Origin of the sequence: Deinococcus sp. KSM4-11 (genome assembly GCF_004801415.1) — a bacterium.
Taxonomy (GTDB): Bacteria; Deinococcota; Deinococci; order Deinococcales; family Deinococcaceae; genus Deinococcus.
This window is the reverse complement of sequence record NZ_SSNX01000005.1, coordinates 312,668-324,647: the sequence shown is the minus strand read 5'-3', so window position 1 is coordinate 324,647 and position 11,980 is coordinate 312,668. Positions and strand designations below refer to the sequence as shown.

The window sequence follows — 11,980 nt, the reverse complement described above, 5'->3', positions numbered from 1 at the left end:
TGCGCTTCGCCATCCGTGAAGGTGGCCGCACCGTCGGCGCCGGCGTCGTCTCCAAAGTCATCGAATAATCCAGGACTGTTTGGAAGCGGGAGGCCTACGGGCCTCCCCTTTTCGTTGGATAGCATTGGACATGGCCAAACAGCTTCCGGCGATCAGCGACCACCTGCGCGCGTTCATCGAGGCGCAGCACCTCTATTTCGTGGCGACGGCCGCGCAGGATGGGCGGGTGAACGTGTCGCCCAAAGGAATGGACAGCCTGCGGGTGCTCGGCCAGAACCGCGTGGCGTGGCTCAACGTGACCGGCAGCGGCAACGAGACGGCCGCGCACCTGCTTCAGCTGCCACGCATGACCCTGATGTTCTGCGCTCTGGAAGGGCCGCCGTTGATCCTGCGCCTGTACGGTACGGCGCGCATGGTGCAGCCGGTCGATGCCGAATGGGGTGACCTGACGGCGCTGTTTCCTCCGCTGCCCGGCGCCCGGCAGGTGTATGTGCTGGAGGTCGATCTGGTGCAGACGTCCTGTGGCATGGCCGTGCCGCTCATGGAGTATCAGGGCGACCGGAACGATCTGAACGGGTGGGCGCTGCAAAAGACGCCCACCGGTCTCGATGACTATCGGCAGCAGAAAAATATCTGCAGCATCGACGGCTTTCCGACTGGACTTCCTGCGGAACCGGCCACGGCCTCCTGACGAACTGTTCCCTGGCCGGTACCGTCGGGACGACCCGGTTGCGTTCCATGCTGAGGTCATCGTCTGCCCAGCGTGGGAGGTCGCCCGAATGCCACCGGATCAACAACCCATGCTGGACATGTGCCTGCCGGCCACCGAGCTGGCCAACCTGTCCCTGAGCCGGGACGCAGGCGTGAGGCGGGCCGTGGCTGCGCACCCGAATACCTCGGCGTTCATCCTGGGGACTCTGGCGGCTGAGTTCCCGGCGCAGGTGTTACGGAATCCGGCGCTTCCGCTGCTGCGGCTCGCTCAGCCCGGACTGGTGCTGCGCTGGCCGGTGATAGCGCTGCTGGCCCTCATCCGGCAGGCGGACGCTCCGGACTGGCTGCTCCGGCAGGTTCAGGCCCACCGCAGCGTGGAGGTGCAGGTGGCGTTGGCCAGCCATCCGCGTCTTCCTAAGGCGCTGGCCGACGTGCTCTCCGTGCATCCGGCGTGGTTGGTGCGGGCCAGGATCGCCGCCCGGCCGGAGCTGCCCGCCGACCTCCTGAGGCGTCTGTTGCATGATCCGGACGACAGCGTGCGCCTGGCGGTGGCCAGCCGTCCGGGCCTGGGCACCGCAGAACGGGCCTCGCTGGGCCGGGATCCGTCCCGCTTCGTGCAGCAGACCCTGCGGCAGACTCGGTACGCGGCAGTGGACACCTGAGCCGCAAGTGCCTATACTTGGAATGTTGCCCGCCAGAAGGCGGGCTTTTACCAGCGAATTCATCCCGAACCGGGAACCCCGTGCAAGCGGGCGCTGGGAGCCGCCGGACTGAAAGGAATGGCTGCGAAAGGAGAGTCACATGGCGAAGGACGGCCCCCGCATCATCGTGAAGATGGAAAGCAGCGCAGGTACTGGCTTCTACTACACGACCACCAAGAACCGCCGCAACACGCAGGCCAAGATGGAACTGCGCAAGTATGACCCCGTGGCCAAGAAGCACGTGGTCTTCAAGGAGAAGAAGGTCTGATGCCCGCTCCGGGCCAGCGTGCCCGGCGCTCACCAGACCTCCTTCCTTTCGCGCAGGTGAATGCATGAACTTGATCCAGTACTTCCGCGACTCGCGCGCGGAACTTTCACGCGTCTCGTGGCCTACGCGCGCCCAAGTGCTCGAGGGAACGCAGGCCGTGTTGATCTTCGTCGTGGCACTTACGCTGGTCGTCTGGCTGATGGACGTGGGCTTCAGCGCCCTGATCCACCTGATCCTGCAAGGGAAGATCGCATGAGCATCGAATGGTATGCCGTGCACACCTACGTAGGGCAGGAAGACCGCGTGGAAACGCAACTCATGGATCGGGCGACCAAACTCGGGATGCGCGGCACCAAGATCTTCCAGGTGCTGCAACCCGCCGAGAAGGCCGTCGAACTGCAGGAAGGCGGCAAGAAGGTCGAGGTCGAGCGCAAGCTTTTCCCAGGCTACGTGTTCGTGCAGATGGACGTCGAGGACGACGACGCGCCCGGCGAGCTGGGCGAATCGTGGGAAGTGGTGCGTGGCACGAACGGTGTGACCGGCTTCGTAGGCACCGCCACCCGCCCCGTACCGCTCTCGTTCGACGAGGTGCAGCGTCTGCTGGCCTCAGTTGGCGTGGCCGCGCAGCCCAAGGTCGAGGAAGCCCCCCGGATCAAGGTGGACTTCAAGGCGGGCGACATGGTGCGCGTCACCGGCGGCCCCTTCGCGGATTTCAGCGGCGTGATCAGCGAGGTCAACATCCCGCAGGCGAAGGTCAAGGTGCTGGTCAGCATTTTCGGCCGTGAAACGCCAGTCGAGCTGGACTTCGCCCAGGTCGCAAGGTAAGCACACCCCGCCCGGCCCTGCTTGGCAGGGTGGTCATGGGTGAAGTAAAATAGGAAAGTTGCTGTCAACCTGCCCCTCCAGGGCAGACGCAGGACTTAGCGCCAGCACCCCGGACGCGCCCACGTGCGGCCTGGGGGAGCTAAGGAGGATTTCAAATGAAGAAAGTCATGGGGATTGTCAAGCTGCAACTCCCGGCAGGGAAGGCCACGCCGGCCCCCCCGGTCGGCCCGGCCCTCGGTCAGTACGGGGCGAACATCATGGAGTTCACGAAGGCCTTCAACGCCCAGACGGCGGACAAGGGCGACGCGATCATCCCGGTCGAGATCACCATCTTCGCCGACCGTTCGTTCACCTTCATCACCAAGACCCCCCCGATGAGCTACCTGATCCGCAAGGCCGCCGGCCTGCAGAAGGGCAGCCCGACCCCCAACAAGGCCAAGGTCGGCAAGCTCAACTGGGATCAGGTGCTGGAAATTGCCAAGACCAAGATGCCCGACCTGAACGCCGGCTCCGTCGAAGCCGCCGCCAACACCGTGGCCGGCACCGCCCGCTCCATGGGCGTGACCATCGAGGGGGCCCCGAATGCCTAAGCACGGAAAGCGTTACGCCGCGCTGGTCAGCAAGGTTGACCGCGAGAAGCAGTACACCATCGACGAGGCCGCCGCGCTCGTGAAGGACATCGCCACGGCGAAGTTCGACGAGACCGTGGAAGTGCACTTCCGTCTCGGCATCGACCCCCGCAAGAGCGACCAGAACGTGCGTGGCACGGTCGCGTTGCCCCACGGCACCGGCCGCACCGTGCGCGTTGCCGTGATCACCAAGGGCGACAACCTCGCCGCCGCCGAGGCCGCCGGTGCGGACACCGTCGGCAGCGACGAGCTGATCGAGCGCATTGCCGGTGGATTCATGGACTTCGACGCCGTCGTGGCGACGCCCGACATGATGGCCGCCATCGGCCAGAAGCTCGCGCGTCTGCTCGGGCCGCGCGGCCTGCTGCCCAACCCCAAGAGCGGCACCGTCGGCCCCGACGTGACCGGCATGGTGCGCGGCCTCAAGGCCGGCCGCATCGAGTTCCGCAACGACAAGACCGGTGTCGTGCACGCCCCCATCGGGAAGGCGTCGTTCGACCCGGCCAACCTGAGCGCCAACTTCAGCGCCCTGCTCAGCGCCCTGGAAGGGGCCAAGCCCGGCTCCGCCAAGGGCGTGTTCTTGCGCAGCGCGTACCTCACGACCACCATGGGGCCCAGCATTCCGCTGACCCTGTCGGGCGGCGTGAGCGCCTGATCGTCTGGGGAAACGGGCCAGTCCCTCTTCCCCACCCCACTTCGGCACCCCGGTGCAAGCTTGCTCGCACCTTTCCAATACGCCCTCATTCCGGCACCAAAGACAGCGGGGACGCGCCAACGTTTAAAGATCCCGCCGAGTTGCCAGGCTGCGACCGCACGTTGAAAGACTGCTCAAGCTGCACCTGGACTTGTTCCCACCTAGGAGGTACTGCGTGGCGAACGAAAAGAACCAGCAGACCCTCAGCAGCCTGCAAAAAAGCCTGACGGACATCGACACGTTCTACGTGGTCGACTACCAGGGCCTGACCGCTGGCCAGCTGGGCAAACTGCGCAAGGACATCCGCGAGAAGGGCGGGCAGCTGATTGTTGCCAAGAACACCCTGATCAACCTCGCCCTTCAGGAAGGCGGCCGTGACTTCACGGACGCCCTGAAAGGCCCCAGCGCCCTGGTGCTCGCCCAGGATGACCCCGCCGGCGTGGCCAAAGCGCTGAGCGAGTCCGCCAAGAGCAACGACAAGGGCATCCCGACCATCAAGGGTGGCTTTGTCGAGGGCAACAAGGTCGACGTCGCCGTCGTGCAGCGTCTGGCCAGCCTCGGCAGCAAGCAGCAGCTGCAGGCCGAACTGGTCGGCGTGCTCAGTGCCCACCTGTCGAGCTTCGTGGGCATCCTCGAAGCGTACAAGACCAAACTCGAAGAACAGGGCGCCTAACCCGCGTTCCCCGCTTCACGCACCACCGCACTACCCACTTCAACCACGGAGGACACAACAATGGCTTACGACAAACAGGCTCTGATTGACCAGCTCGGCACCCTCACCATCATGGAACTCGCGGACCTCATCGACGGCCTGAAGGAAACCTGGGGCGTCACCGCCGCTGTGGCCGCCGGCCCCGCCGCTGGCCCCGCCGCCGCTGCCGAAGAAGAGAAGACTGAATTCGACGTCGTGCTGGTCGATGCCGGCGCGTCCAAGATCAACGTCATTAAAGAAATCCGCGCCATCACCGGCCTGGGCCTGAAAGAAGCCAAGGACATGAGCGAGAAGGGCGGCGCGCTCAAGGAAGGCATCAGCAAGGACGAAGCCGAGAAGATCAAGGCCCAGCTGGAAGCCGCCGGCGCCAAGGTCGAACTCAAGTAAGTCTCCCCTCACCGGAGTGCAGCCCCCGCCGCAAGGTGGGGGTTTTTCATTGCTGCGAGATCAAAAACCCCGCCGAAGCGGGGACAGGTCGTGTGGCCGAGTTCCGTTTCACCTGTTGAGCAGAGTTAGGTGTCCCCCGGTGAAGTTCTCAGGCGTTCTCAGACCCTCTGTCGGCACTCCAGCCCTCCATTAACTTGACTACCTGTTCGACTGGAGTGCCGGACAATACCCGTGAGGCTTTACCTTCCCAGCAGACACAGGCCGAGGAAGAACGCCGCCAAACCGGCACGCTGCGTCTGCTCCAGCACCTGCCGCACGAAGACCGAGGAATCGCGGCGCAACCGGGCAATGCCGGACTCGGGCAGATCCGCGCGGGCGGCAATGTACATGCGGACACCGTAATCCGGGTCGGCCGCCAGCGTGTCGATGAGCGTGGCGGGCAGGTTCGGTCGGGAGGCGATGCGGGCGCGCACCTGCCATGCGTTGTGCTGCACGAGGGTTGCCACGTCCTCTGCCTCCAGCTGCGGGTTGGTCGCCAGGGCCACCTGAAAATCCGCCTGTGCGTGGGTCATGGCGAAGCGGCGCAACCAGCGCGGGGCCTGCTCCTGTCGGATCAGGATCAGTTGCGTGTCACGCGGCCAGTCGAGGATCAACCTCGGGTGCGCCAGCCGCAGCAGGGGCAGACCTGGATTGCCGAGAACCTCCCCCGGAAAGTCCGGGGCCAGAGCACGCAGGACGTCTGGTGGTGTGTTCGGGTGGGCGGCGACGGCCGCACGTACCCCGGCGTCCTCGTGGGTGGCATACCGCTCTAAGTGCGCGGCCGGGGTGTCCGGGGTCAGTACAGGCAAGCTGGGGGAAGATCGAGTTTCTCCTGCCATAGGCGCAGCAGCTCCTTGAGGTCGTCGTTCAGGGGTGTGAGGGAAGGGTCGCCGGGCAGATCCATGGTGAGGACATCGAGCACCTCGAAGGTGAACCCTTCCGAACCGTCAGCCGTCCAGTCCCGTTGCAGGGCTGGGTGCCGGTGCGTCCCGGTCTGGAGCTCGAAGCGCGTGCGGTTGAGGAGGGCGTCCACGTTCACGCTCGAGCCCAGAAGGCTGCGCCCGGAGGGCACGTGCAGGATGCGGTAGATGCCCGGGCGGGGCGTCGGGATGACCGGACTCACGGGGTGGCTGTCTCCGGCTCGAAGGCTGGGGACGCCAGGTGCAGGACATGCAGGCGGATGTCCTCAGGCCAGGGAGCGACGAGCGCGCGGAAGGCCGCACCGTCTCCGGCGTACAGGGCGCGGCTGGCATCCTCCGCTCCGGGCAGATCTCCCCCCATGACCGTCAGGAAGCGATCCGTCGGGAGGATCGCCATGCGGCGGCGTTCGGCGGCCGGATCGGCCTTGCGGGCCTCGTCAATCAGGCGGCGCAGGGCGGCGGAGGCACCGCTGGGATGGCTTTCCAGCCAGTCCCAGTGGCGGGGCAGCAGGGACACCTCGCGGGAGACCACGCCCAGTTTCGGACGGCCGGGGCCGGTCTTCGCGGGGGCGAGCACTTCACGCGCCAGGACGTCGTCGAGGGTACCGGTCAGGTCGAAGTCGACGGTGCGGCCGGTCTGGTCGTTGAAGACCAGCAGCGGTTCGCGCGTGGTGCGTTCCAGGGACTTGAGGTGCGTGAGGACTTCGGGCAGCGGGGCCGTGAGGAGTCGCCGCTGGCCCAGGAACACGGTATGGGTGGGGTCGGTGGTCATGTCCGAATATTAACCGGGTAGAATCAAAATGGCAATATTACCCGGCTAATATGAATGGCTTACAGCCGGATCTCAGGCCAGTCGGCCACCGAGACTCCAAAACGACCTTGAACGCGGCCGGACGCTGTTCATGTAGGACAGGGCGGGCGACGCAGGAGTCATTACCGCTCCATCCTGACATCGGCTCACCAGATATGACGAGGCCCGCATCGAATTCGAGACGGGCAGGCCGGTGGCCAGCGGTAACGGCGACTGGCCTGCCGCGCGGGCCTGCTTCAAGAATGAACGTCACCAGATGGTAGGGCCGTGAATACCTGCTAACTCGGGCTGGTGGCACCAAACTTGGAGCACCTTGACGACTCCCTGGGGCAGTTCCAGACCTCGCTCCGAGTTACACAGCGCACGACGGATCGCATTGCCGTGCGCTGCGCCCAGCGTGGCCTTAGCAATTGCCGCGCCACGACAGAATAGGACGCGTCCGTCCACTGGCAGACCGCCTTGCGCTCTTCCTGGAGGCAGACGATGAGCAGGGTGTTCGGGGACTACTGGAGCGACTCTCTGGCCTGGAACGGATGCCCCACCCGCAGGCGCTACTTCACTTCGCGCCGCAGTCCGGCCGCCATCTGGAACCATTCCCGTTCCTGCCGCCGGTACAGGGACGTGGCCCGCGCTTCGGTCTTAGCCATCTGTTCCAGGAGCGTCCGCGCTTCGGCTCCCCGGCCCTGCCTGACGAGGTACGCGGCGTAGCGGGCGCGCGGCTCCTCCGTAGTCGCGGCGACCATAGCCTGCCGAAAGGTCGCGTCGGCATCGGCCTTGCCCTGCGCGTCCTGTGCCTGGGCGAGCAGCGTCAGGGTGCGGGTGCGGGTGGCCGCGCTGGTCTTCAGATCGACCTGATTGAGTTTGGCTTCAGCGTCGGCGGGATTGGTGCGGGCCAGATCGAGTTCAGCGCTGGTGAGCAGGACGACCGGGTCATCGGCATAGATACCGTGCAGCAATGGGTGGAGGGTTGCCTGGGCCTCGTCGGGGCGGCCTGCGCGGGCTTGCAGGGCCGCCAGATCGGCGCGGTTCTGGAGCGTATCGCTCTCGGCCAGTTCGGCCTGGGCGTCTCGGATACGCAGGTCGAGGGGCTTCAGGGCGTCGATGCCGCGCGACACGGCCTGACCCGCCGCGCGACCGCCACCGCGCAGGCTGGGAACGAACACCGTGAAGAAGTAGACCAGCGACAGGATCGTGCTGAAGATGCCGCCCAGGAAGGCGGCGATGCCCAGGGTGATCATCCAATACGGCGGCTGCCGCGTGGCGATGGCGTGAATCAGGCTGATCACGGCGAGGGCGCGCAGGATGGTGTAGATCATGGGCAGGTAGGCTTGCAGGGACTCCACATTCCCATCGTAAACGCCGGTCGGGACAGGAACAGGCGAGCCTAAGGAATGGTCATGACCCGAAAGGAATCGAAGGTGGATCAGCACAGCTAGGGTCAATCCCCGCAGGGTGCTAAGGCGCAGAGAATCGTCGTTTCACCAGCGTGACGGTGAATGAACCCATGTGAGGGAGCGTGCTGCCTGGGGCCGCCGATGGTGAGTGGGGCCGGGTTGACCCTTCACCCCCCTGGGGGGTATACTAGCCTTTGGCCGACCATGATGGGTCAGGCGGGAGTTCATTGGTATCCAGCGGACACCACAACTAATTTCTTATTTCAGAGGACGCGACCGGGAAGGGTTGCGGTTCCTCCTGCGCCGTTTTGGCCCCGAAGGGACGCAGGTGTGACGCAGGGTGCTGCGAGAGGTGTGCATGACGCTCAACAAACAAGAACCCCGCATCGAACGTTTCGGTGAAATCTCGGAAGTGATTCCGCTTCCGAACCTGACGGAAGTGCAGGTCAACTCCTTCCGCGCCTTCCTCCAGGCTGACAAGAGCATGGAGAAGCGCGACAACGTCGGCCTGCAGAGTGCCTTCCGCGAAGTCTTCCCCATCGACGAGACTGAGAAGGGCCGCAGCACCGGTTTGGTGCTCGACTTCCTGGAGTACCGCCTGGGCGACGCGCCGTACTCACCGGAGGAATGCCGCGAGAAGGATCTGACGTACCAGGCCCCGATGTACGCCAAGCTCCAGCTGATCCACAAAGACAGCGGCCTGATCAAGGAAGACCAGGTGTTCCTGGGCGACCTGCCCCTCATGACCGAGGACGGCAGCTTCGTGATCAACGGCGCCGACCGCGTGGTGATCTCGCAGATCCACCGCTCGCCCGGCGTGTACTTCACGAGTTCCTACAAGGGCATCAAGAAGATGTACACCGGCGCGATCATCCCCATGCCCAAGCGCGGTCCGTGGATCGAGCTGGAGTTCGCCAGCGGCATCCTGGAGATGAAGGTCAACAAGCGCAAGTTCCCCGTGGCGATGCTGCTGCGCGTGCTCGGCTACGACGACGCCCAGCTGCGCGCGCTGTTCACGGAGTTCGAGCCCGACCTGGAACTGCCTGAAGACAAGAGCGCCGGCATGGGCGCCGATGAGGCCCTGCTGCGCCTGTTCACGGTGCTGCGCCCCGGCGATCCACCCAAGCGCGACAAGGCCATCCAGTACCTGTACGGCCTGCTGGCCGATCCGCGCCGCTACGACCTGGGCGAACCCGGCCGCTTCAAGATGAACCGCAAGCTGGGCGTGCAGCGCAGTGAGCACACGCTGCTGACCTTCCAGGACGGCAAGTTCAGCGACGCCGGTCTGGTGGACACCATCCGCTACCTGATGGCGCTGCAGTACGGCAAGGAAACCGTGGGCATGGTCGGCGAGGGCGGCAAGGTGGGCGAGGTGCCGGTCGGCGAGGACGACATCGACCACCTCGGCAACCGCCGCGTGCGCACTGTGGGCGAACTGCTCGCGGATCAGCTGCGCGTGGGCATGGGCCGCATGGCGCGTGGCGTGCGTGAGCGCATGCTGCTCGGCAACCCGGACGCCGCGACCCCGACCAAACTGGTGAACAACCGTCCGATCGTGGCGGCCATGCGCGAGTTCTTCGGGCGCAGCCAGCTGTCGCAGTTCAAGGATCAGACCAACCCCCTGTCGGATCTGCGCCACAAGCGCCGCATCTCCGCGCTGGGGCCAGGCGGCCTGACCCGCGAGCGCGCCGGCTTCGACGTCCGCGACGTGCACCGCACGCACTACGGCCGCATCTGCCCGATCGAGACGCCGGAAGGCGCGAACATCGGCCTGATCTCCTCACTGGCCAGCTACGCCAAGGTGAACCCGCTGGGCTTCATCGAGGCGCCGTACCGCCGCGTGAAGGACGGCAAGGTCAGCGAGACCGTCGAGTACATGACGGCCGACATCGAAGACCGCTACACCATCGCGCAGGCGAACAGCCCGCTGAACGCCGACAACACCTTCGCCGACGAGCGCGTCCTGGCCCGCCGCAAGGGCGACCCGCTGTGGTACACGCATGAAGAAGTCGACTACATGGACGTGTCGCCCAAGCAGATCGTGTCGATCAACACGTCGCTGATTCCGTTCCTGGAGCACGACGACGCGAACCGCGCGCTGATGGGTTCCAACATGCAGTCGCAGGCCGTGCCGCTCGTGCGCGCCGACAGCCCCGCCGTGGGCACGGGCGTCGAGCGCCGCGTGGTGACGGATTCCGGCACCAGTGTCGTCAGTGACGTGACCGGCCGCGTGACCTACGTGGACGCCCGCAACATCCAGATCACGCTGACCGAGGACTCCTCGGCCGCCGGCATGGTGAAGGGCAACGTCCGCACCTTCGAGCTCGTGCGCTTCACGCGCAGCAACCAGGGCACCAACCTCGACCAGCACCCCATCGTGAGCACCGGGGACGACGTGACGGCCGGACAGGTCATCGCCGACGGTCCCGCGAGCGACATGGGCCGCCTGGCGCTCGGCCAGAACATCACCATCGCGATCATGCCCTTCGACGGCTTCAACTTCGAGGATGCCATCTGCATCAGCGAGGGCCTGGTGCGCAAGGACTACTACACGTCCGTGCACATCGAGAAAGACGAGATCGAGGCGCGCGACACCAAGCTCGGGCCGGAGAAGATCACCCGCGACATCCCCGGCCTGTCCGAGGCCGCGCTGCGCGATCTGGACGAGGACGGCATCGTGCGCGTCGGGGCAGAAGTGAAGCCCGGCGACATCCTGGTCGGCAAGACATCCTTCAAGGGTGAAAGCGAGCCCACGCCGGAAGAACGCCTGCTGCGCTCGATCTTCGGCGAGAAGGCCCGTGAAGTGAAGGACACCTCGCTGCGCGTGCAGTCCGGCCAGGGCGGCATCGTGGTGAAGACCGTGCGCTTCCGCCGCGGCGACGAGGGCGTGGATCTCAAGCCCGGCGTGCGCGAGATGGTGCGCGTGTACGTGGCCCAGAAGCGTCAGCTGCAGGTGGGCGACAAGGTAGCCAACCGCCACGGCAACAAGGGCGTGGTCTCCAAGATCATGGCCCCCGAGGACATGCCCTACCTGGAAGACGGCACGCCCGTCGATCTGGTGTTCAACCCGCTGGGCGTCCCCTCGCGCATGAACCTGGGCCAGATCCTGGAAACGCACCTGGGTGAGGTGGCCCGCCTGACCGGCCAGAAGTTCGAGACTCCGGTCTTCGACTCGGTCACGGAAGCGACCATCAAGGAAATGCTGGAAGTGGCCGCGGCCGAACGCCTCCAGGGCCTCAAGGATGAGGGCTTCGAACTCGACAAGCGCGAGCAGGAAGTGCTCGACCGCGCCGGAAAAGTCGGCGTGGTGGACGCCCCGAACGGCGATTACGAGCGCGCGCAGATGCAGCTCGCCCGCACCGGCAAGAGCATCCTGTACGACGGCCGCAGCGGCGAACCGATCAGCGGCCCCGTGGTCGTGGGCACCATGTACGTCATGAAGCTGTACCACATGGTGGAGGACAAGCTGCACGCCCGCTCGACCGGCCCATACAGCCTCATCACCCAGCAGCCGCTGGGCGGCAAGGCGCAGTTCGGCGGTCAGCGCTTCGGCGAGATGGAAGTGTGGGCGCTCGAAGCCTACGGCGCGGCGCACACCCTGCAGGAGATGCTGACCATCAAGTCCGACGACATCGACGGCCGCGACGCCGCGTACCAGAGCATCGTCAAGGGCGAGGAAGTGTCGGGCAGCACCATCCCCGAGTCGTTCAAGGTGCTCGTCAAGGAACTCCACTCGCTGGGCCTGGACGTGGAAGTGCTCGACACGCACGACAAGAACGTCGACATCTTCGAAGGCATGATGCCCAAGCGCTGAGTGCCGTCGCGCTCTGCGTCGTCTGACGGTCGGACACACCTGTGGGCCGTCAGACCCACGACCACAAGCCTCCCC

The 11,980-nt window shown here is 65.6% G+C and carries 15 protein-coding genes; 11 read left to right on the top strand and 4 right to left on the bottom strand.

Annotation, left to right across the window (positions count from 1 at the left end):
* The 10 genes from E7T09_RS22585 to rplL all read left to right on the top strand — a co-directional run.
* A partial coding sequence (locus E7T09_RS22585; protein ID WP_205747034.1) for a hypothetical protein occupies positions 1-68 on the top strand: 68 nt, incomplete at its 5' end.
* A gap of 62 nt (positions 69-130) precedes the next feature.
* Complete coding sequence (locus E7T09_RS15680) at positions 131-691, top strand: pyridoxamine 5'-phosphate oxidase family protein (RefSeq protein WP_136390121.1); 561 nt, start codon at positions 131-133, stop codon at positions 689-691.
* 88 nt (positions 692-779) lie between these two features.
* Positions 780-1,373 (top strand): hypothetical protein, encoded by a 594-nt coding sequence (locus E7T09_RS15675; protein WP_168734873.1) that lies wholly within the window; start codon positions 780-782, stop codon positions 1,371-1,373.
* Between the two features lie 139 nt (positions 1,374-1,512).
* Positions 1,513-1,680, top strand: a complete 168-nt coding sequence (rpmG, locus tag E7T09_RS15670) for a 50S ribosomal protein L33 (RefSeq protein ID WP_022800165.1) — start codon at positions 1,513-1,515, stop codon at positions 1,678-1,680.
* Between the two features lie 64 nt (positions 1,681-1,744).
* Complete coding sequence (gene secE, locus E7T09_RS15665; protein WP_136390119.1) at positions 1,745-1,936, top strand: preprotein translocase subunit SecE; 192 nt, start codon at positions 1,745-1,747, stop codon at positions 1,934-1,936.
* Entirely contained in the window at positions 1,933-2,505 is a 573-nt protein-coding gene (gene nusG, locus E7T09_RS15660; protein WP_136390118.1) for a transcription termination/antitermination protein NusG, read from the top strand. The genes secE and nusG overlap by 4 nt, the downstream gene beginning before the upstream one ends.
* Positions 2,506-2,660: 155 nt before the next feature.
* Positions 2,661-3,095 (top strand): 50S ribosomal protein L11, encoded by a 435-nt coding sequence (gene rplK / locus E7T09_RS15655; protein ID WP_136390117.1) that lies wholly within the window; start codon positions 2,661-2,663, stop codon positions 3,093-3,095.
* Positions 3,088-3,789, top strand: a complete 702-nt coding sequence (gene rplA, locus E7T09_RS15650; RefSeq protein WP_136390116.1) for a 50S ribosomal protein L1 — start codon at positions 3,088-3,090, stop codon at positions 3,787-3,789. Before rplK ends, rplA begins: the two co-directional genes overlap by 8 nt.
* A 214-nt stretch (positions 3,790-4,003) precedes the next feature.
* Entirely contained in the window at positions 4,004-4,501 is a 498-nt protein-coding gene (gene rplJ, locus E7T09_RS15645; protein WP_136390115.1) for a 50S ribosomal protein L10, read from the top strand.
* 60 nt (positions 4,502-4,561) lie between these two features.
* Entirely contained in the window at positions 4,562-4,927 is a 366-nt protein-coding gene (gene rplL / locus E7T09_RS15640; protein ID WP_136390114.1) for a 50S ribosomal protein L7/L12, read from the top strand.
* Between the two features lie 239 nt (positions 4,928-5,166).
* Here the strand turns inward: rplL and E7T09_RS15635 are convergent, their stop codons facing one another.
* The 4 genes from E7T09_RS15635 to E7T09_RS15620 form a co-directional block, all read right to left on the bottom strand.
* Positions 5,167-5,775, bottom strand: coding sequence for a hypothetical protein (locus E7T09_RS15635; RefSeq protein WP_168734872.1), 609 nt, complete (start codon positions 5,773-5,775; stop codon positions 5,167-5,169).
* Positions 5,763-6,089: a GIY-YIG nuclease family protein gene (locus tag E7T09_RS15630; RefSeq protein WP_136390112.1), complete on the bottom strand. Its 327-nt coding sequence runs from the start codon at positions 6,087-6,089 to the stop codon at positions 5,763-5,765. The genes E7T09_RS15635 and E7T09_RS15630 overlap by 13 nt, the downstream gene beginning before the upstream one ends.
* Entirely contained in the window at positions 6,086-6,658 is a 573-nt protein-coding gene (locus tag E7T09_RS15625; protein WP_136390111.1) for a DUF2239 family protein, read from the bottom strand. The genes E7T09_RS15630 and E7T09_RS15625 overlap by 4 nt, the downstream gene beginning before the upstream one ends.
* 590 nt (positions 6,659-7,248) lie before the next feature.
* The gene (locus E7T09_RS15620) at positions 7,249-8,040 is read right to left on the bottom strand and encodes a hypothetical protein (RefSeq protein ID WP_240741824.1); all 792 of its coding nucleotides are present in this window, start codon (positions 8,038-8,040) and stop codon (positions 7,249-7,251) included.
* Positions 8,041-8,449: 409 nt separating this feature from the next.
* Between E7T09_RS15620 and E7T09_RS15615 the strand changes: the two genes are divergently transcribed.
* The gene (locus E7T09_RS15615) at positions 8,450-11,905 is read left to right on the top strand and encodes a DNA-directed RNA polymerase subunit beta (protein WP_136390110.1); all 3,456 of its coding nucleotides are present in this window, start codon (positions 8,450-8,452) and stop codon (positions 11,903-11,905) included.
* Positions 11,906-11,980 lie beyond the last annotated feature (75 nt).

Excerpts from the sequence above, each read along its gene's own strand:
- E7T09_RS15680 (WP_136390121.1), top strand. The coding sequence starts at position 131 with ATGGCCAAACAGCTTCCGGCGATCAGCGACCACCTGCGCGCGTTCATC.
- E7T09_RS15675 (WP_168734873.1), top strand. The coding sequence starts at position 780 with ATGCCACCGGATCAACAACCCATGCTGGACATGTGCCTGCCGGCCACC.
- rpmG (WP_022800165.1), top strand. The coding sequence starts at position 1,513 with ATGGCGAAGGACGGCCCCCGCATCATCGTGAAGATGGAAAGCAGCGCA.
- secE (WP_136390119.1), top strand. The coding sequence starts at position 1,745 with ATGAACTTGATCCAGTACTTCCGCGACTCGCGCGCGGAACTTTCACGC.
- nusG (WP_136390118.1), top strand. The coding sequence starts at position 1,933 with ATGAGCATCGAATGGTATGCCGTGCACACCTACGTAGGGCAGGAAGAC.
- rplK (WP_136390117.1), top strand. The coding sequence starts at position 2,661 with ATGAAGAAAGTCATGGGGATTGTCAAGCTGCAACTCCCGGCAGGGAAG.
- rplA (WP_136390116.1), top strand. The coding sequence starts at position 3,088 with ATGCCTAAGCACGGAAAGCGTTACGCCGCGCTGGTCAGCAAGGTTGAC.
- rplL (WP_136390114.1), top strand. The coding sequence starts at position 4,562 with ATGGCTTACGACAAACAGGCTCTGATTGACCAGCTCGGCACCCTCACC.
- E7T09_RS15625 (WP_136390111.1), bottom strand. The coding sequence starts at position 6,658 with ATGACCACCGACCCCACCCATACCGTGTTCCTGGGCCAGCGGCGACTC.
- E7T09_RS15615 (WP_136390110.1), top strand. The coding sequence starts at position 8,450 with ATGACGCTCAACAAACAAGAACCCCGCATCGAACGTTTCGGTGAAATC.